Below are 17,902 nucleotides of genomic sequence, written 5' to 3'. Positions count from 1 at the left end.
CCGCGCGGCGGCTGTCCGGCCTGCTGCCCGACGGGGCGCGGCTCTGGCCGACGCACGGGTTCGGCAGCTTCTGCGCGGTCACGCAGTCCGGCGCGTCCGCCTCGACCATCGGCCGGGAGAAGGACGTCAACCCGGTGCTGCGGATGGAGGCCGACGACTTCGTCACTCACATCCTGGACGGGCTGGACGCCTACCCCGCCTATTACGCCCATATGGGCGCGCGCAACGCCGCCGGAGCGGAGCCGATCGACCTGACCCCGGCGCGGCCGGCCGACAGCGCGGAGCTGCTGGCTCGCCTTCGGGCGGGCGAATGGGTGGTGGACCTGCGCTCACGCAAGGCGTTCGCGGACGGGCATCTGGCCGGCACGCTCAGCTTCGGCCTGGACGGGCCGATGGCGACCTGGCTGGGCTGGCTGGCCCCGTGGGGCACGCCCCTCACGCTGCTCGGCGAGTCGGCCGAACAGGTCGCCGCCGCCCAGCGCGAGCTGGCCCGCATCGGCATCGACCGCCCGGCCGCCGCCTCGACCGGCTCCGTCGAACAGTGGGCCGGGCACAACCCGGACCTGATCGCCGACCTGGCCACAGCGACCTTCGCCGACCTTGCCGCCGCCCGCGCGGACGAACCGGCCATCTCCCGTGCGGGGGAACCAGTCAGCGGCCCGACCGTCCTGGACGTGCGGATGGGCAACGAGTGGCGGGCCGGCCACGTGGCCGGCGCCTTGCACATCCCGCTGCCCGAGCTGCCGGGGCGCCTGGCCGAGGTGCCGGAGGGAACGGTGTGGGTGCACTGCGGCACCGGCTACCGGGCCGCGGCGGCCGCGAGCCTGCTGGCCCGCAGCGGTCGCCAGGTGGTCCACATCGACGACGCCTACTCCCACGCCGCCGGCGCCGGCCTGCCCATCACCACCCCCGACGAGGAACCCTCTTGACCACCCTCGGCCCCGGCGACACACCGGGACGCCTGCCGCGATCCGGTGATCCGCCGGGGCCGATCGACGTGCAGACCCCCGGAGAGTTGGAGTCAGCCCGCCTGCCCGGCTCCCGCGTGCCCGACGGCGTCGAGGAGGTCAAACGACGGGGCTGGAGTCACGATTACCCGTGGGACGGCGTTTGGTCACAATGGCAACGCATGAATGGCCTGTCCCACCTGTGCCGAGATCATAAAGGCCCGGAAGCGACGCCCCCGATTTTTTGCCAAGTGCCAGAATCCCTATAGGCACGGCATTTCAGCGCCGCCCAGTCGCCCACACCCGCGAATCAGATTTGCGCTACTTGCACCATCTATGGATATATGTCTATCTTTTGCCTAGTTGCGGTACGGATGTGGCGCCCTTTCACCGCATCGTTGCCGCTTCGTTGACCGGACCGCGCGCTGCCCGAAGAAGCCCTTCGGGGACAGCGTCCGGCCGCCGAATCCGCGCCTCGCGGAACCGGGGACCCACGTTCTTGGGGTGAATCGGACGCCAGCCCAGGCTGCGCCATGTAGGGCACTTCCAGGCCCGAACCCGTCAGCTAACCCGGTAGGCGGTATGGAAGCAAGGAGTCAATGCCTCATGTCCAAGCCCCGGCTTGCCACAATCGCCTACATCCTCAAGAATCACCGCGATCTCCTCACCAAGTACGTCAGCTTCGCTGTCGCCGTCGCGATCCTCGCCGCAACCGCCGCCATCGCCACCTTCGCATTCGCATCGCCCACCGAGCAGAGCCCGGTGCAGGGAACTCGTCATGGAGCCGGACCCCTCATCTACGGCCTGGACATCTCCAATTACGAGCCCCTGTACGACTGGAATGCCAGCCCGGCCAAGTTCGGCATCATCAAAGCCACGGAAGGCACGTCCTTCCGCGACGCCTCATTCGCCAGGCACTGGCGCGAGCTGGGCAAGAAGGGCATCGTGCGCGGGGCGTACCACTTTGGCCATCCCCGCAACAATCCCATCGCGGAGGCCGAGCACTTCCTGTCCGTGGTGAACTCGCAGCCGGCCAAGGCCGGCGACCTGCTGGTCCTTGACCTGGAGACCGCGAACGGCAGATCCGTCGCCGAGGTCAACGCCTGGGCCAAGACGTGGCTGTCGTACGTGAAGGACAAGACGGGGATCACCCCGATGTTCTACAGCGGCTGGAACTTCGCCAACAAGTACGGCAAGGGCCTGTCCGAGTACCCGCTGTGGGTCGCCCACTACAGCAAGGCCAAGGGGGCCATCACCCCGCCCGCCGACTGGAAGTCCTGGGCCATCCACCAGTATTCCGAGGTCCCTGTCGACCAGAACGTCTCCGCGCTGACCGCCGACCAGTTGCGCGGCCTGGGCCGCCCCACTGCCTGAGCCCACACGGCGGGTCCGCACCGCGATCGGGTGGACGCCGCCCCGCGTGCTGCTCTCGGCCCGGAGGAGCACGCGGTGGACGCCGTCCACGGATGACACCGGTGAAGACCGCTTCGGGCAGCGGCTCAGCCGCGAACGTGGACCCCGGCAGTCTTGCCCCATGCAAATCTTGCACAATGCCATGAACACTCCCGCGCCCTCCCGCGTATCCCACAGTGACCGGCGCCACTCACGAAGGCCGCGTCCAAGGGACCGGAAGGGGATGACGGCGTATGCGACTCCTCAACAGCCGTCGCGCTCTCATCAGTTGCGGCATTGCCGCCCTCTGCACTCTGACCGCCTGCGCCGGCTACACGCCGACGCCCGTCTCTGACACCGCCGGCCTGAGCACCGAGCCAACCGCCGGCCCCAGCACCGAGCCGACCGCCGTCGAGACCGAACCGACCGACGCAGCCACCGTCCAACCGGTGGAGGACGAGCCGGAGTCCCGCACGCGGCAGACCAAGTGGGGACCGCTGTCGGAGGCCGACCAGGAGCTCATCAAGAAGGTCCGGCTCGCCAGCCTGTGGGAGATGCCCATGGCCCAGGACGCGATACAGCGCGCCAACAGCGCCCGCGTCCGCCAGGTCAGCAAGGAGATCGCGGCTCAGCACGACATGCTCGACGGGCAGGTTCGCGACGTGGCCGCCAGGCTGAAGGTCAAACTGCCGGTGAAGCCCACGCCTCAGCAGCAGGACTGGATGACGGATATTTCCGGCAGGTCAGGATCCGCCTATGACAAGACGTACGTCAAATGGCTGCGCCTGGCGCACGGACAGATCTTCACCCTGATCGGCACGGTACGCGGCACCACGCAGAACACCCTGGTGCGGCGCTTCTCCGAACAGGCCAACGCCGCGGTGCTCAACCACCAGCGCCTCCTGGAGAGCACCGGCCTGACCACACCCGAGAGCTTCCCCACCCCGTCCATCTGACGACCGAGGAGGGAGCCCGACGGCGGCCGGGCGCCGCGTGAGCGATTCAGACAGCGGACCAGCCCAGCGGGTTCGGCACGTCCAGGGGTGGCTCGCCGCCCGCCTCGTTGAAGGCGTTCATGGCCGAGATGAGCGCCCGGCGCTGCCTGGCCGACATCCGCGCCACGATCGCGCCGATCTCCTCCCTGCGGCGCGCGGTCACCTCGTCCACGATGCGGCGTCCCTCCTCCGTCAGCCGCATCAGGCTCTCGCGCCGGTTGTGCGGATTGACCTCCCGTACGATCAACCCGGCCGCCACCAGCCGATCGGCCATCCGCATCGCCGTGGAGGAGTTGACACCCAGCAGCTCCGCCATCGTGACCAGCTTGGTCTCACCATGGCCGGCCAGCACCACCAGCATCCTGAACTGCGGCAACGTGACCCGGTCCCCGACCGCCCCCAATGACCTCACCGCGACCGCCACCAACAGCCGCGACCCGGTCAGCACCGCCGTGACGACAGCCGAAAGATCCTCTCCCTGCGCCTGGAGGTCATCGTCATCCTTCATAGGCACTGTTGTACATGCGCGGAGCGGATCACGGGCACGAGATCCCCATCGTCCGCAACGCCAGGATCAGGAACCGAGTTCTCCTTGAGTCACCTCACGGCAAGATCCTCATGAGGCGCCCGTTACGACCGCGTGGCGGGGTCGCGTCTATGGTGCGGCGGTCGGCCGGACGAGCGGTTGCAGCAGCAGGTTGACGGCTGCGCGGCCGGCTTCGAGCGCGGCTTTGAGGGGCTTGCCGTCGCGGGTGAGGCGGCCGATGCGCGGGGAGTCAGGCGCGGGGCGCACGGACAGCACCGCCGGATCGGGCGCGGCCTGGCCGTCGGCGGGTGGAGGGGTCGCCGGGGGCACGGGCCGGTCGTACCGGGCGAGCAGCGTGTCGTCGTGCAGCAAGCGGTGGTCGCGCGCGGAGAAACTCCGGTGCAGTGCCTCCGGGTAGCTCCGCAGGACGGTCGCGGCGATCAGGCGCGTCCCGTAGGACGGTCGCGCGGCCGGTGCTCCGGCCACGGCCGAAGGCGCGGGACGGGACCGCAGCACGAGGACGTGGCTGGCGCCCTGCGCCAGGGCGGTGCGGTACGGGATGGACTCGGCGAGTCCCGCGTCGTAGAAGAGCCGCCCGGCCAGCTCGACCGGCGGACCGGCGAGGAACGGCAGTGCGGCACTGGCCCGCAGGGCCAGCCGCAGCTCGACGGGACCGGTCAGATGCGGGCGCAGATCGGTGGATTGCCCGGTCTGTACGTCGGTGGCCAGCGGATGGTACTCGATGGGGTTGGTCAGGACCGCGTCGAAGTCCATCCGGGTCACTTCGCAGTACAGGTACTCGACCAGGTTCCGCACGTCGACCATCGGACGGCCGCGCAGGAGGTTGGACGGGCGGATCATCGCTCGCGCGTAGACGGGCTCGGCCCAGCCGGTCAGGTTCTCGGGGGTTCCGCTCAGCAGCCAGGCCCCGGTGATGGCCCCGGCCGATGCCCCATAGACCGCGTCGAAGGCGTGCGCCGCGCCGGCCTCGTGCAGGGCCAGGGCCATGCCCGCGGAGACCGTGCCGCGCATGCCGCCGCCCTCGATGGCCAGGGCCACCCGGTGGCCGTCCTGGCGGGCGCCGGGACGGCTGCCGCTACGGACCCGGTCGGCTATGACGCGCAGCACTTCGTGTTCGCCGGTCTCGGGTGGCATATGTCCTTCTTTGTGTGGTGTGGCTAGTCACGGTCGCCGGACAGGTACGAGCGGGCCCGGGCCCAGACGCCGGGGTCGGGTTGGGTGGTCGTCCACGTGGTGGACCTGAGCTTTCCCCGCCCGCGGTAGCGCCGCACGATGGCGACGTGGTCCGGCCAGGCGACGAACGTGCGCAGGGCCTGCTCATCCTGCCAGATCGACACCGAGCCGCACCTGCCTGCCAAAGGCTCCGTCCACAGCCACATGCCGACCGCGCCGGGCAGGTCGGGCCACGCGCGGCGCAGGGTGAGTCCGGCGTGGTAGACGCCGGGCAGGTCGAGCGGCCGGCTGATCTTGAAGTCGGTGACGCTGACCAGCACCGAGCCGGTGGCGCGGGCCGCCGGTCCGGGAGTCCATCGGGATCTCAGCATGCCGCTGCTCCAGCCCTTTCTTGTACGAACGTTCGTGCCGAGAATAGGAACTTACCTAAGACGACGTCAAGCCGCTATCATGGGCCGAACGTTCGTACGCAGAAGGGGTGAAGATGGCGGGACGGCCGCGGGACGAGCGGGCCCGCGACGTGATCCTGCGCCGGGCGGCGGACATCGCCTCGCAGGACGGGCTGGAAGGGCTGTCGATCGGCCGGCTGGCCACGGAGCTCGGCCTGAGCAAGAGCGGCCTGTTCGGCTACTTCGGTTCCAAGGAGGAGCTTCAGCTCGCCACGATCCGCACCGCGATGAGCGTGTTCGTCGACGAGGTCGTCCAGCCCGCGCTGACCGTGCCGCCGGGCCTGGGGAGGGTGCGGCGGCTGTGCGAGAGCTGGTTGAGCTACTCGCAGCGGCGGGTCTTCCCCGGCGGCTGCTTCTTCTTCGCCGTCACCGCGGAGTTCGACGCCCGCCCGGGCCGGGTGCGGGACGCCGTCGCCGCGGCCGGCCTCGACTGGATCCGCTTCGTGACGCGTACCGTCGAGGATGCCCGCCAGCTCGGCGAGCTCGCCGACGACACGGACGCCGACCAGCTCGCCTTCGAGCTGATCTCTTTCATGGAGAACGCCAACGCCGTCTCCTTGCTGCACGACGACCCGAACGCCTACGAGCGCGCCAGGACCGCCATCCGCAACCACCTGGCGGGCAGGGCGGTAGCCGCGCCTGGCACGTGAACACGCCTGGCTTCAGCCGTCGGAGCCCAAAGGGGTCAGGTCGATCTCGGGCACCCATGCCCCGGGGTCGGAGGGGGCGGGCAGCGGGCGCGGGCGCAGCTGCCGCAGTAGCGCCCGCAGCAGCGGCCGGGGATTGCGCCGGTGCCAGACGATCGACCAGGGCATCAGCGGCGTCGGCTCGACGATCGGGATGCGGCGCAGGCCGCTCCCGGCCGGGTCGATGCTCATCTCGCCCAGCCCCACCGCGCTCTTCTCCGCCAGGAACTGCTCCACGAGATGCCGCTGGCCGATGGCCGGAGCGTTGAAGCGCAACGGCACGCCGAACCGGTCGGCCAGCCGTACGAGATAACCGCGCCACTCCGCCGCGCCCGCCGGGTCGGGCATCGCGATACCCGCCTCGCGCAGGTCAGCCGGTCGCAGCACGTCCCTGGCGGCCAGGCGGTGGTCCTCGGGCACGAACGCGTGCAGCGGCTCCAGACGCACGAGCCGGTACGCCAGCTCGGCGGGCCAGGGCGCCGGTGTGTCGTGTACGCGTCCGAACGCGGCGTCGAGCTCCTGCCGCCGCAGGGCCGGCAACGCCACGGACAACCCCTGCCGCATGCTCAGCTCGATCCGTACGCGAGCGTCGCGCTCACTCGCCTGACGTACCATCCGCAGCGGCGTGAACCGCTCGTCGTACACGTCCACCCGCAAGGGGTCGTCCGCCAAGCGGACCGCCTGGACCGCCTGGATCGCCCGGTCGAACGCGGAGACCGCGTCACGAGCACGGGGCAGCAACCGCTCCCCCGCCTCGGTCAGCTCCACAGCACGAGTCGTCCGCTCGAACAGCGGCACCGTCAGCGCCTCTTCCAATCGGCGAATCCGTTTCGACAGCGCCTGCTGGCTGATGAACAGCCGCGCGCCGGCCCGGCCGAAGTGCAGCTCCTCCGCGGTGACCACGAACGCGCGCAGGCCCTCGATGTCCGCCTCCACGCCTCGAGGGTGGATTGAAAACCGTTGGTTGTCAATCGGGCGCAGAGAGCTGTTGGACACCACCGGCCGCCTGCGAGTTTGCTGGTCTCTCCACCGAAGGGGGCACGAGATGAAGATCGTGGAAATCCGTCCGGAGTTGCACCTGATCCTGCTGGAGTTCGGCCAGGCGTACCTTTGGAACGACGCGGGCGCGCTCACGCTGGTCGACACCGGCGTCGCCACCTCCGGCAAGGACATCGCGGCCGCGATCGAGCGACTGGGCCACCGCAGGAGCGACGTCAAGCAGGTCGTGCTCACCCATTTCCACGAGGACCACTGCGGCGGGGCCGCCGAGATCAGCGGGTGGGGCGACGTCACCGTGCTGGCCCATCGGCTGGAGGCGCCGGTGATCCGCGGTGACAAGCCCGCTCCTCCGCCCCTCTTCACCGACGAGGAGCGCGTCCTGCACCGCGACCTCGGGGCCCATCTGCTGCCCGCCGCGCCCGCGTGCCGCGTGGATCGCGAGCTGGAGGACGGCGACACGATCGATTTCGGCGGTGGCGCGCGGGTGATCCACACCCCCGGCCACACCGACGGCAGCATCGCGGTTCACCTGCCGCGCTCCGGGGTGCTCTTCACCGGGGACACGGTCGCACATGTCAACGGACAGGTCATGCCCGGGGTGTTCAACCTGGACCGCTCAGAGCTGCTCCGTTCCTTCCGCAGGCTCGCGGAGATCGACGCGCGGCTGGCCTGCGTCGGTCATGGCGAACCGCTCCCCGACGCCCGCGCGGCCCTCACCGCGGTCGCGGCGACCCTGCCCGCCTGATCACCATTCGCGCTCCACGGCCGCAGTCCGGGTGTCGCCAGACCGGGTTGCGCCAGCGGTGCCCGCGCTCGGCCGCGCGCTCCACGGCCGCCGCGTCGACCTCGATGCCCAGGCCCGGTACGGCGGTGCGTTCGGCGAAACCGCCGGCGAACCGGAACGGGGTGCGGTCGACCAGGTAGTCGAGCACGTCGTTGCCCTGGTTGTAGTGGATGCCCACACTCTGCTCCTGGATCAGGAAGTTCGGGATCGCCTCCGAGATGCCGCCGGCGTGGCTGACGTCCGGCTGGGCCACCGCGATGCCGTCGCGCAGCACCTCGCGGAAGTCCCAGCGGGAGTAGAGGCGCTCGCCGGTGGCCAGCGGGATCGAGGTCGACCGGGCCAGGGCGGCCGGCCTGGAGGCCGTAGACGTTGTACCAGTTGGGCATGACGGTCGAGATGAGCTTGCCGTTCTTCAGCGCCGCGGTGTTCGGGGCGCCGTACGGGTCGGGCAGCGCGATCAGGAAGCCGCTCTGCACGCCCTTGGCCTGAACTCCAGCACCTCGACGGCCTCGGGCGAGTCGAGGACGAGGTTGCCGCCCTCGTCGTAGTAGCCGCCGCCCCGCTGGAGCAGGAGCTGGAGGAACTGGTTGGTGATGGAGGTGTTGTCGCCGGTGGAGACCATGCCGAGCGACTGGCCGGTCTTCTCGTGCAGCTTCGCGCCGACCTCGGCGAGCTCCTCCCAGGTGGCGATGTCCGCGGGGATCTTGTTCGTCTCCCACTCGTCCTCGCGGTAGTACAGGACGCTGAGGCAGGTGTCGGACTCCAGCGCGTACAGGGTGCCGTCGATCGAGTAGGGGGCGGTGCGCAGCAGGTCGTCCTTGACCGGCGCGGCCAGGTCGTCCAGCGGGGCGAAGAGCTGCTTGCCGATGCCGCCGGACATGGCGCGCGGGAAGACGCTGATCACGATGCCGATCATGTCGGGCGTCCCCCGACCCGCCGCACCGGTCGAGATCATGCGGGTCACCAGCGCCTCGCTGTCGGCGTTGGTGAACTTCGTCGTGTAGTCGTACCGGCCGCCCGGGGCGTCCGTGAGGCGCTTGGCCTGCTCGGTGAAGGTCTTCACATAGCCCGGGTCGTGCGTCCACAGGTTGAGCTCCACCTTGCCCGACGACACGGACGCCGAGCCGCCGCCGCTGGCGGCCAGCAGGGGGTTGTCAAGCAGCATGTTCGGCGGCCGACGCCGGTGTCAGTAAATCAGTACTACTATTTTCTGCATTGATACGATTTTTAGAGGTGCAAGGTGACGCGGCCCACCCGCACGACCTCCGCGGAGGCGACGGCGATGCCGTCGAGAACGTTCCGTACGGCCGGGTCGACCCACACGCCGGTGTCGCGGCGCCACGGCAGCAGTTCGAGCCGTACCCCCTGCCCGGCGACCTCGTCACGCCACGGCGTGAGGTCGATGTCCCAGGCGCGCCCGTGCCAGAAGTGGTCGCTGACGAGCCGGTCGCCCACGTACGCGCGGCCGGCGTCGCCGGTCCAGGTCACCCGCAACAGCACGCGGTCGGCGCCGTCGAGCGCGGCACGCGGCACGTCCAGGCGCACGTGCGCCGCGCCGGAGTAGTCGGCCGGCGCGCTGAGCCGGTCCATCGGCCCGCCGCGCACCGGGTCGGGGGGCGCGGGGGCGTTCGGGTGCAGGTCGGCGGCGACCGTTCGGGTGCCTGCACCGGAAACGTGCACCGACCAGGTGCGCCACAGCCCCTCTCCACAGGGGCCGTCGAGCTCGCCGCCGTCGGCCGTCAGCCCGGCGGGCGCGGGCAGCAGGGCCACGGTGCACCGCTCGGCCTCCGACTGGAGCACCAGAGCGCCGTCGACGGCGTACACCGGCGCGTCGGACAGCACGAGCCGCTCGCGACCCGCGACCTCCAGCCGGTACAGGCGGTTCGCGCTCGCCTCGTCGAGGACGAGGACGCGCGCGCCGGGCAGGTCGACGACGCACTCCGTCCCGGGCTCGGCGACGTCCACCACCGTCGTGTCGCCGACGGACCGAGCCCCCTCGACCCGAACGTCGCCGTCGAGGACGAGCTCCACCGGCACGCCGTCGGTCGCGGACAGGACGACCAGGTCGCCGTCCTCGTCGGTGATCCGGGTGACGAGTTGCGCGGTGGCGCTACGCAGGACGAGCCCCGGGGCGAGCGGGTAGCGCAGCGGCCACACCAGGGACACCCCGGCGGGAAGGTCGAGCGGCCTGGTCGGAACGGTGACGTCGGCGTCCTCGAACGACACCGTGACCTGGACGTCCTTCTGCGCGTCGAGCGGCCGCTTGGGCGGCTGGTACGTGGTCAGGAAGAGGTAGCCGCCGCGCCCGTCCGAACGGACGGCCCATCGCAGCTCGCCCGGGTCGTCGCTGCCGCCGCCCACGCTGACGCTCATCGGCGCGAGCCGGGCGCCCTCTCCGGCCAGCCAGAGGTGCAGGCGGCGCAGCAGGTGGTGGTGCGGGCGGATCTGGCCGTGCTCCCCGATCGGGGCGTAGAAGTCGTAGCTCAGGGTCGGCACGTCGTTGGGGTAGCCCGTGGCGTGAGACTCCTGCTCGGTGCCGTGCGGCCCGACCCGCTGGGTGCCGCCCGCGTACATGTAGTAGCCCTGCCAGATCGACCCGCTCCCGATCTTGGCCAGCGCGAGCGCGGCCACGTCCTGAGCCGTGACCAGCGGGCGCCGGTGGTAGGCGACGTGCATGCCGCCCCCGATCTCGCAGGTGGCGAAGGGGGTCGCGGCGTCGTCCTTGAGCGGGACCGCGGCGGGGTCGAGCACGATGCCGTCGAGCGCCTCGCGCAGGTCCGCGCCCACCGTCAGATCGTCGCGGACCTCGCTGTAGCGGAAGTGGTGGGCGGCGAACCGGGGCCACTCCGTCTGCGAGTCCTCCCAGAACCCGTCGGAGTAGGCGCTGTAGAGCGGGAGCAGCGTCTCGGGCACCAGGGCGCCGCCCCAGCCCGTCGCGGTCCACAGGGGCACCCGCAGTCCCAGGTCCTCGGCGATGCGTCTGAGCATGGCGAGATGTTGCGGCTGGTCGTACAGCTCGTTGTCCATCTGTGCGCCCACCACGGGCCCGCCCTCGGCGTGGGTGAGGCCGGCCAGCTGGCTGATCGTCTGGGCGTAGAGCGCGCGGACCAGCTCCAGGTAGGCGGGGTCGTTGGTGCGGGTCTTGAGCCCGCGTTCGACGAGCCAGTCCGGGAATCCGCCGCGGCGCGCCTCGCCGTGTGCCCACGGGCCCATCCGGACGACGACGTCCAGGCCGTGGCGTGCGGCGAGCTCGATGAACGCGCGCAGGTCGAGGTTGCCGTCCCATCGGAACCGGCCGGGCTCGGGCTCGTGCGCCTGCCAGAGCACGTACGTCGCCACCGTGTCCAGTCCGCCGGCGCGCGCGTGCCCGAGGACCTCGTTCCACCGCTCGCGCGGGATGCGGGAGTAGTGGATCTCCCCGGTCACCGGGAACCAGGGCTTGCCGCCGCGTTCGAGCCACCGGCTCGTGACCTCGATCCGGTCCGACGTCCTCGTGTCGTCCCCCAGCCGGAGGTGTCCCCGGCGGGGCGGGGACTGCGGGGAGACGCGCACGGTGCGGGCCTTGTCGTTCATTGTTCTCCTTCGAGAGGGACGTGGGCGATCGTATGGCCGGTTGACCCGGCGAGCCGATGGGCGTTTCACTGCCTCATATGGACGAAACGACGCTGCCTGAGGGGTTCGCCGGCGGACGGATGCTGGTCGTCCCCCGGCCCATGGTGCGCAGGGCCCTCGGCCGGCCCGTGACGAACCGGCTCCTTGTCACCGATACCGGGATCTTTCTCCACGCCGCACGGCATGGAGCGGCCCGGCCCGGCGGCGCCGGACAGCACATCCTGCTGGTCTGCACCGACGGATCGGGATGGGTCGAGACGGGCGATGGACGTTTCGCCGTTCAGCGGGGCGACGCGGTCCTCCTGCCCGCCGGAATGGCCCACGAGTACGGGGCCTCGGACATCGACCCCTGGACCCTGTGGTGGTTCCACGCCGTGGGCGCCGACGCCGCCGACCTCGTCAGCGCCGGGCTGGCGGCGGCCGGTGGGATCGTCACGCATCTCCGGGATCCCGCACCCGTCGCCAGTCTCATCTCCCAGGTGATCGACGGCCTCGACGCCGGGACCACGGGCGGCCTCGTACGGGCCGCCGGCGCGGCCTGGAACGCGCTCGCCCAGGTCGTCGCCACCGGCCGCCGTCCTCTCGGAACCTCGCTCAGCCCGGTCGAACGCGCCGTCGAGCACCTGCGCGCGACCACGCCCCAGCGCACCTCCGTGGGCTCGCTGGCGGCGATGGTCGGGCTGAGCACGTCCCAGCTCGGCGCCCTCTTCCGGGAGCAGCTCGGGGTCTCTCCGCTGAAGTACCAGACGCAGCTCCGGATGGCGCGCGCACGGGAGCTGCTGGACCACTCCGGCCTCGCGGTCAAGGCCGTCGCCCGCGAGGCCGGATACGACGACGCCCTGTATTTCTCCCGCAAGTTCGCGAGCGTCCACGGGCTCGCGCCTACCGCGTACCGGAACCGCGCGCGCTGAGCCCGCGCCACTCCGCGTCGCACGGTCCACCTCACGACGACCCGGCCCTCCCACGGGCCCAGCCGCAGCGTGCCGCCGTCCTCGGCGGGAGGTTCGGGCAGCCGCAGAGCGTTCTGGAGCGACAGGTAGATGTTCACCGCGGTGACGTCCATCCGCTGCGCCGTGGCGCAGGTCGGTGTCGCGACCGCCGTCGCCGCCGATGAGGTCGTGCGTCACCAACCGGTCGGGGCCGATGTACTCGCGCAGCAGTGCCTGCTGCCACGCGAGGAACTCGACGGTGAGCGCGGCCTGGAAACGGTCCCACGCGAGGGCGTAGCCGGGATTGGTGTTGCCGTCGGGTGGCCAGAGGTCGGCCGGCGTGCGGATTGGCGATCTGGTGCAGGCCGATCTCCGGGCAGCGCGCCGATTACCTGTTCGCCGAGCCGGCCGGTGGACGCCAGGCCCGCACCGCGGTGCCGGTGTCGTCCGCCTGGACGGTCGTCACCGTCCGCGGCGTCGAGGTACTACGACGAGCGCGGCCGCCGCGAGGACCCGCTGAAGATCATGGCGGAGAACGGCACCGACATCGTCCGCCTGCGCCTCTACAACGACAGCGGCCCCGATCACCCGCGGGTCGGGTACCCCGGCCACCATCTACCCGAGGGCTACCAGGACGAGGAGGACATCCTCGACCTCGCCCGGCGCGCCACCCGGTACGGAATGCGGATCCAGCTGACGTTCCACTACAGCGACTACTGGACGAACGGCGAGATCCAGGACATCCCCAAGGACGGGCGCGACGTCACGGACCTGCCCCGCGAGCAGGCCGTCGACAAGCTGGAGAGCCACGTCTACGACTACACCAGGTACTTCCTCCAGCGCATGGCCGCGCAGGGGACGCCACCGGCCTTCGTCTCGCTCGGCAACGAGATGCAGGGCGGGCTGCTCTTCCCCTACGGCTGCTCCTACACCGCCGACGGGGCGCCGGCGCTGGCCCGGTTCCTCAAGGCCGGCTACCGGGCCACCAAGGAGGTGTCGCCGGACACGCGGGTCATCATCCACATCACCGATGCCGGCGACTACGACGAGTACCGCTGGTTCTTCGGCCTGCTCGACCAGCTCGGCGTCCCGTACGACCTCATCGGCTCGTCCTCCTACCCCTTCTGGACCCGCCGGGACATCCCCACCGTCGTCCGGTTCTTCGACACCATCAGCCGGGAGTTCAACAAGAGGATCATGGTCATGGAGACCGGCATCAACTGGAATCCGGTCACCCACGAAGGCCTCGAAGGCCAGCTCCACGACAACGGTCCCGTGCCCTACGGGGAGACTCCCGCCGGGCAGCGCGACTTCCTTTGTGAGCTGTTCGCCGCGCTCAAGAGCGTGCCCGACGGCGCCGTGATCGGCGATCTCTACTGGGACCCGGTCATGATCCCGGCGCCCGGGGTCGGCTGGGAGGTCGGCGAGCCGAACTTCGTCAGCAACACGACCCTGTTCGACTTCACCGGCAGGGCGCTGCCCGCGTACCGATACAACGTCGACGGCGGGCGCTGAACCGATCCGGGTGGGGCGCGACCTGCCAGCTCCGCCCCACCCGGCATCAGCCGCCGACCGGCAGGGCCCGCTCGACGTGACACGCCCGACGTCAGCCGGTGACCGGCAGGGCCAGCCCGGTAGCGCCGGCGACGGAGCAGACGGCTTCGGAACCGGCCCGCGCCAGCAGGTCCAACCCCAGCCTGGCGCGGCGGACCCGCTCGATCGACAGCGCCACCGACGTTGCCTCCAGGTGGCTGCCCGACGGGTAGATGTCCGGGGCGTTGCGCAGACCGAACTTCGCGTACACCGGCGCCGCCAGCTCCACCAGCCGGGGCAGCTCGTAGTGTCGGACGAACCCGCCCAGGTTGTCCGGCGACTCGACGTAGATGTCCAGCGGCTGGGTGACCGCACCGCGGATGGCCCCGATCTGCGCGAGTGTCAGGTCGGTCGGCAGATTGAGCGTGTCCGCCCCGAGCCCGGCGATCACCTTGGCGGTGGCCGGGTTCGCGATCGGGAGCATCACCGAAATCTTGGCCTGCATCTCCGCGGGCAGCTCCCCGCTGTCACGCAGCCGGCCGAACACCGAGAGCACACCCACGTCGGCGATCAGAACGCTGCGCACGCCCAGCTCGGCCGCCCGGCGGATCTCGTCCACCACCGCGACCAGCTGGTCCTGCCCGCGCACCGCCGGCGCCAGGCCACCCCCGGCGGGCGCGCGGCTCATCGCGGAGGTGTCCCAGCCGGCACACGGCCGGGCGAACAACGACAGCTCCACCCCGGCGTCGGCGGCCATGCCGACCATGTCGGTGATCTCGCCGTCCGTGAGCAGGCCCACCCCGCTGCCCTGCGAGACCCGGGTGACCGGGACGCCCAGCCGTTGCGCCTCGCGCAGAACGGCGGCAAGGCTGGCCGGCCCCTCCACGCTGGGGATCTCGACACGGTATTGGGCCCCGTCGGGGAACCGCCCGGGAGACGGCGGCGGCGTGGACCCGTCGTCAGCGGGCAGCCCAAGACGGACGAGCAGCTCATGAGTGGTGGACATCGCGCTCCCAGTCCCGTATTGTTCGAAATCTCGAACAAGGTTCGGTATATCAACATGCGGAGGCTAACGATTCCGGCTCGCGGTCGTCAATGCCGGCCGATGGACATGCCGCGCCCCCCGACCAGCAGGAGACAGCGATGGCCCGGACGGTTCCGGCGGTCAACCGAGCGCTCGACATCCTCGAGCTGTTTCTCGCCGAGGACGCGCTGGCCGCCTCCGACATCACCGCCCGGCTCGACCTGCCCCGGACCACCGTCCACGAGCTGGTCAACACCCTGGTCGACCGCGGCTACCTGGTCGCCGAGCCGAGCGCCCCGATCCGGTACCAGCTGGGCATGAGGCTCTTCGAGCTGGGCGGGCTCTTCGCCGACCGCCTCGACCTGGCCAGGCAGGCTCAGCACGCGGCCACCGAGGTGGCCGCAGCCTGCGACGAGAGCGTGCACGTCGCGATACTGGACGGAGCCGAGGTGGTGTACATCGCCAAGGTGGACAGCACCCATTCGGTACGGATGGTCTCCGCGGTCGGCCGCCGACTCCCTGCGCACTGCACCGCGGTCGGGAAGATGCTGCTGTCCGCCCTGGCCCCGGAGGCACTCGATGCCCGCTACCCGCACGACCGGCCCCTCCAGCCGATGACCCCGAACAGCATCACCACGCCCGCCGGGCTCCGCGCACAACTGGCCGAGATCCGGCGGGCAGGCGTGGCCTACGACAACTGCGAATCCAACGAAGCGGTCGCCTGCGTCGCCGTCGGCGTACTCGATCACACTGACCGCATGGTGGCCGCGATGAGCGTCTCGGTGCCCACCGTCCGCTGGACCGACGAGCGCCGAGAACAGTGGACCGACCTCGTCCGCACCGGCGCCGCCACCCTCTCCCACCGACTCGGCCACCGCTCATAATCCGTGGACGGCACTACTCTCTCGGCACGGAGCAGCCGGTGACGATCGGCCGGGCACACCGACTCACCTCTCAAAAAGCGGCGCCGGAGTCGAAGACGCGCCACCTGTACCCCGGAGCACGTAACCCGACCCTTGCGCCGGGTCGGGTTACCTGCTCATCGGACGTCGGTCGCGTTCAGGCGCCTGACCATGTCAGCCGGCCGCGGCTTCATCGACCGGCTTCCTCCAGCTCGACGGCGTGTTCCGCCCGGGCGGGAAGGAGCAGGGCGGTGATGACCACGGCCACGGACAGCACCGCGCCGAGGATGAACGCCAGTCGCATGCCGTCGAGGTTGGCCAGCGCCTCGGCGACCCCCTCGGCTTTCAGGGCGTCGGCGCGCGCGCTCATCACGGTGATCACGAGCGCGGTGCCGAGGGCCGCCGAGACCTGCTGGAGCGTGCTCAGAATCGAGCTGCCGTGGGAGTAGAGGTGCGGGGGAACCGCGCCGAGCCCGAGGGTGAACACCGGGGTGAAGGTCGCGGCCAGGCTCACCATCAGCAGCGCGTGCAGGCCGAGGATCTGCCAGTACGGCATGGTCATCGTGACCTGGGTGAAGCCGGCGAGCGAGAGCATGATGCCGATCGCGCCGGGGATGACCAGCACCCGGCCGCCGAACTGGTCGAACAGGCGGCCGACGGTCGGACCGAGCAGGCCCATCGCCAGGCCGCCCGGCATCACGAGGAGCCCGGTCTCCAGGGCGCTGAGCCCGCGGACGCTCTGCAGGTAGAGCGGCAGCAGGATCATCGAGCCGAGCATCGCCATGAAGGACACCGACATCAGGATCAGCGCGACGGTGTAGGTGCGGTGGCGCAGGGTGCGCAGGTCCATCAGCGGCACGTCGCGCTTCTGCAACGACATCTGGCGGAAGACGAAGACGGCGATGGTGACCAGCCCGGCCGCCACGATCCCGGCGGCAAGCCGGACGTCACCGCCCTCGAACTGGCTGAGCCCGTAGACCAGGCCGCCGAATCCGGCCGCGGCGGTCACCACGCTGAACCAGTCGATGGTGCTGAACTGGGGCTCACCGATGTTCTTGAGCCGCTTCAGGCCGCTCCAGGCGATCAGGGCGGCGATGGGGAACACCACGGCGAACAGCAGGCGCCAGGACCCGAACTGCAGGATCACGCCCGAGATCGCGGGGCCCATCGCGGGCGCGACCGAGATGGCCAGGGTGACGTTGCCCATGACCTTGCCCCGGTCTTCCTCGGGCACCACCTGCATCAGGGTGGTCATCAGCAGCGGCATCATCACGGCCGTCCCGGACGCCTGGATGATGCGCGCACCCAGCAGCACCTCGAACGTCGGCGCGACGGCGGCCAACGCCGTGCCGGTCAGGAACAACGCCATCGCCACCGTGTAGGCGCTGCGGGTGGACACCCGCTGCAGGAACCAGCCGGTGATCGGGATAACGGCGGCCATGGTCAGCATGAAGGCGGTCGAGAGCCACTGCGCGGTCTGCTCGGTGATGTGCAACGCGTCCATCAACCGCGGGATCGCGTTGATCATGATCGTCTCATTGAGGATGACCACGAACGTGGCGAGCACAAGCAGCCGGATCACGGCCGGGGTGCGGCCCGAACCGGCGGCCGCGGACTTGGCGGGTGAGTCGAGCTGTGGGCTGGGCACGGTACCTCTATCAGGGTTGTCGGAAATGGTGTCGTCACGGCCGGCATTCCAGCCTTGGGTCTCACGAGTAGTCGTGGTCATACACAGACTGACCTACACCACCGACAAAACTCATCGCCCCCGTCCAACATTCCGGCACGTGATGCGAAATGTCACCCGCTTTTAACCCGGGTCCCGTGTCGCCCCATGACCTGCGGCGAACGTCGTACGCCACGTCGATCCCGGCGCCGAAGCCGAGGCGCGGCCGGTCTGCCGCCGTCAGGACGACGAGGGGGAAGTTCC

At 70.5% G+C, this 17,902-nt stretch carries 18 protein-coding genes and 1 riboswitch; of the genes, 8 read left to right on the top strand and 10 right to left on the bottom strand.

Going from position 1 to position 17,902, the window contains the following annotated elements; genetic code table 11:
- The 3 genes from ACWDX9_RS46105 to ACWDX9_RS46095 form a co-directional block, all read left to right on the top strand.
- The coding region (locus ACWDX9_RS46105) for a rhodanese-like domain-containing protein (protein WP_449966620.1) at positions 1 to 929 on the top strand (929 nt) is incomplete at its 5' end.
- Positions 930 to 1,397: 468 nt separating this feature from the next.
- A riboswitch (cyclic di-AMP (ydaO/yuaA leader) is annotated at positions 1,398 to 1,542 on the top strand.
- A gap of 11 nt (positions 1,543 to 1,553) precedes the next feature.
- Positions 1,554 to 2,321, top strand: coding sequence for a glycoside hydrolase family 25 protein (locus ACWDX9_RS46100; protein ID WP_449966617.1), 768 nt, complete (start codon positions 1,554 to 1,556; stop codon positions 2,319 to 2,321).
- 272 nt (positions 2,322 to 2,593) lie between these two features.
- On the top strand, positions 2,594 to 3,295 hold the full coding sequence (locus ACWDX9_RS46095) for a DUF4142 domain-containing protein (RefSeq protein ID WP_449966615.1): 702 nt from the start codon (positions 2,594 to 2,596) through the stop codon (positions 3,293 to 3,295).
- Positions 3,296 to 3,341: 46 nt separating this feature from the next.
- Here ACWDX9_RS46095 and ACWDX9_RS46090 read toward each other — a convergent pair whose 3' ends face one another.
- The 3 genes from ACWDX9_RS46090 to ACWDX9_RS46080 all read right to left on the bottom strand — a co-directional run bounded on the left by ACWDX9_RS46090 (position 3,342) and on the right by ACWDX9_RS46080 (position 5,425).
- On the bottom strand, positions 3,342 to 3,842 hold the full coding sequence (locus ACWDX9_RS46090) for a MarR family winged helix-turn-helix transcriptional regulator (RefSeq protein WP_449966614.1): 501 nt from the start codon (positions 3,840 to 3,842) through the stop codon (positions 3,342 to 3,344).
- Between the two features lie 147 nt (positions 3,843 to 3,989).
- Positions 3,990 to 5,015 carry a patatin-like phospholipase family protein gene (locus ACWDX9_RS46085; protein ID WP_449966611.1) on the bottom strand — a complete coding sequence of 342 codons (1,026 nt, stop codon included), beginning with the start codon at positions 5,013 to 5,015 and terminating at the stop codon, positions 3,990 to 3,992.
- A 23-nt stretch (positions 5,016 to 5,038) separates the two neighbouring features.
- Positions 5,039 to 5,425 (bottom strand): hypothetical protein, encoded by a 387-nt coding sequence (locus ACWDX9_RS46080; protein ID WP_449966609.1) that lies wholly within the window; start codon positions 5,423 to 5,425, stop codon positions 5,039 to 5,041.
- Positions 5,426 to 5,538: 113 nt separating this feature from the next.
- Between ACWDX9_RS46080 and ACWDX9_RS46075 the strand changes: the two genes are divergently transcribed.
- The gene (locus tag ACWDX9_RS46075; RefSeq protein WP_449966606.1) at positions 5,539 to 6,153 is read left to right on the top strand and encodes a TetR/AcrR family transcriptional regulator; all 615 of its coding nucleotides are present in this window, start codon (positions 5,539 to 5,541) and stop codon (positions 6,151 to 6,153) included.
- Positions 6,154 to 6,165: 12 nt separating this feature from the next.
- Here the strand turns inward: ACWDX9_RS46075 and ACWDX9_RS46070 are convergent, their stop codons facing one another.
- Entirely contained in the window at positions 6,166 to 7,125 is a 960-nt protein-coding gene (locus ACWDX9_RS46070; RefSeq protein WP_449966604.1) for a LysR family transcriptional regulator, read from the bottom strand.
- 109 nt (positions 7,126 to 7,234) lie between these two features.
- Here ACWDX9_RS46070 and ACWDX9_RS46065 point away from each other — a divergent pair, with 109 nt between their 5' ends.
- Positions 7,235 to 7,933 carry an MBL fold metallo-hydrolase gene (locus tag ACWDX9_RS46065; protein ID WP_449966601.1) on the top strand — a complete coding sequence of 233 codons (699 nt, stop codon included), beginning with the start codon at positions 7,235 to 7,237 and terminating at the stop codon, positions 7,931 to 7,933.
- Here the strand turns inward: ACWDX9_RS46065 and ACWDX9_RS46060 are convergent.
- The 3 genes from ACWDX9_RS46060 to ACWDX9_RS46050 form a co-directional block, all read right to left on the bottom strand.
- Complete coding sequence (locus tag ACWDX9_RS46060) at positions 7,902 to 8,315, bottom strand: enolase C-terminal domain-like protein (protein WP_449966623.1); 414 nt, start codon at positions 8,313 to 8,315, stop codon at positions 7,902 to 7,904. The genes ACWDX9_RS46065 and ACWDX9_RS46060 overlap by 32 nt on opposite strands.
- Before the next feature lie 114 nt (positions 8,316 to 8,429).
- Positions 8,430 to 9,137, bottom strand: a complete 708-nt coding sequence (locus ACWDX9_RS46055) for an ABC transporter substrate-binding protein (RefSeq protein WP_449966598.1) — start codon at positions 9,135 to 9,137, stop codon at positions 8,430 to 8,432.
- 62 nt (positions 9,138 to 9,199) lie between these two features.
- Positions 9,200 to 11,545: a beta-galactosidase gene (locus ACWDX9_RS46050; protein ID WP_449966596.1), complete on the bottom strand. Its 2,346-nt coding sequence runs from the start codon at positions 11,543 to 11,545 to the stop codon at positions 9,200 to 9,202.
- Between the two features lie 77 nt (positions 11,546 to 11,622).
- Between ACWDX9_RS46050 and ACWDX9_RS46045 the strand changes: the two genes are divergently transcribed.
- Both ACWDX9_RS46045 and ACWDX9_RS46040 read left to right on the top strand, forming a co-directional pair.
- Positions 11,623 to 12,495: a helix-turn-helix domain-containing protein gene (locus ACWDX9_RS46045; RefSeq protein ID WP_449966593.1), complete on the top strand. Its 873-nt coding sequence runs from the start codon at positions 11,623 to 11,625 to the stop codon at positions 12,493 to 12,495.
- 129 nt (positions 12,496 to 12,624) lie between these two features.
- The gene (locus ACWDX9_RS46040) at positions 12,625 to 14,028 is read left to right on the top strand and encodes a glycosyl hydrolase 53 family protein (protein WP_449966591.1); all 1,404 of its coding nucleotides are present in this window, start codon (positions 12,625 to 12,627) and stop codon (positions 14,026 to 14,028) included.
- Between the two features lie 91 nt (positions 14,029 to 14,119).
- Here the strand turns inward: ACWDX9_RS46040 and ACWDX9_RS46035 are convergent, their stop codons facing one another.
- Positions 14,120 to 15,052 (bottom strand): U32 family peptidase, encoded by a 933-nt coding sequence (locus ACWDX9_RS46035; protein WP_449966589.1) that lies wholly within the window; start codon positions 15,050 to 15,052, stop codon positions 14,120 to 14,122.
- 137 nt (positions 15,053 to 15,189) lie between these two features.
- Here ACWDX9_RS46035 and ACWDX9_RS46030 point away from each other — a divergent pair, with 137 nt between their 5' ends.
- Positions 15,190 to 15,954, top strand: coding sequence for an IclR family transcriptional regulator (locus ACWDX9_RS46030; RefSeq protein WP_449966586.1), 765 nt, complete (start codon positions 15,190 to 15,192; stop codon positions 15,952 to 15,954).
- Between the two features lie 208 nt (positions 15,955 to 16,162).
- On the opposite strand, the gene ACWDX9_RS46025 is transcribed toward ACWDX9_RS46030, so the two are convergent.
- Positions 16,163 to 17,620 carry an MDR family MFS transporter gene (locus ACWDX9_RS46025; protein WP_449966583.1) on the bottom strand — a complete coding sequence of 486 codons (1,458 nt, stop codon included), beginning with the start codon at positions 17,618 to 17,620 and terminating at the stop codon, positions 16,163 to 16,165.
- A gap of 61 nt (positions 17,621 to 17,681) precedes the next feature.
- A partial coding sequence (locus tag ACWDX9_RS46020) for a hypothetical protein (protein ID WP_449966580.1) occupies positions 17,682 to 17,902 on the bottom strand: 221 nt, incomplete at its 5' end.

The organism is Nonomuraea sp. NPDC003201, from assembly GCF_053590415.1.
This window is presented reverse-complemented; position numbering and strand designations above follow the sequence as displayed.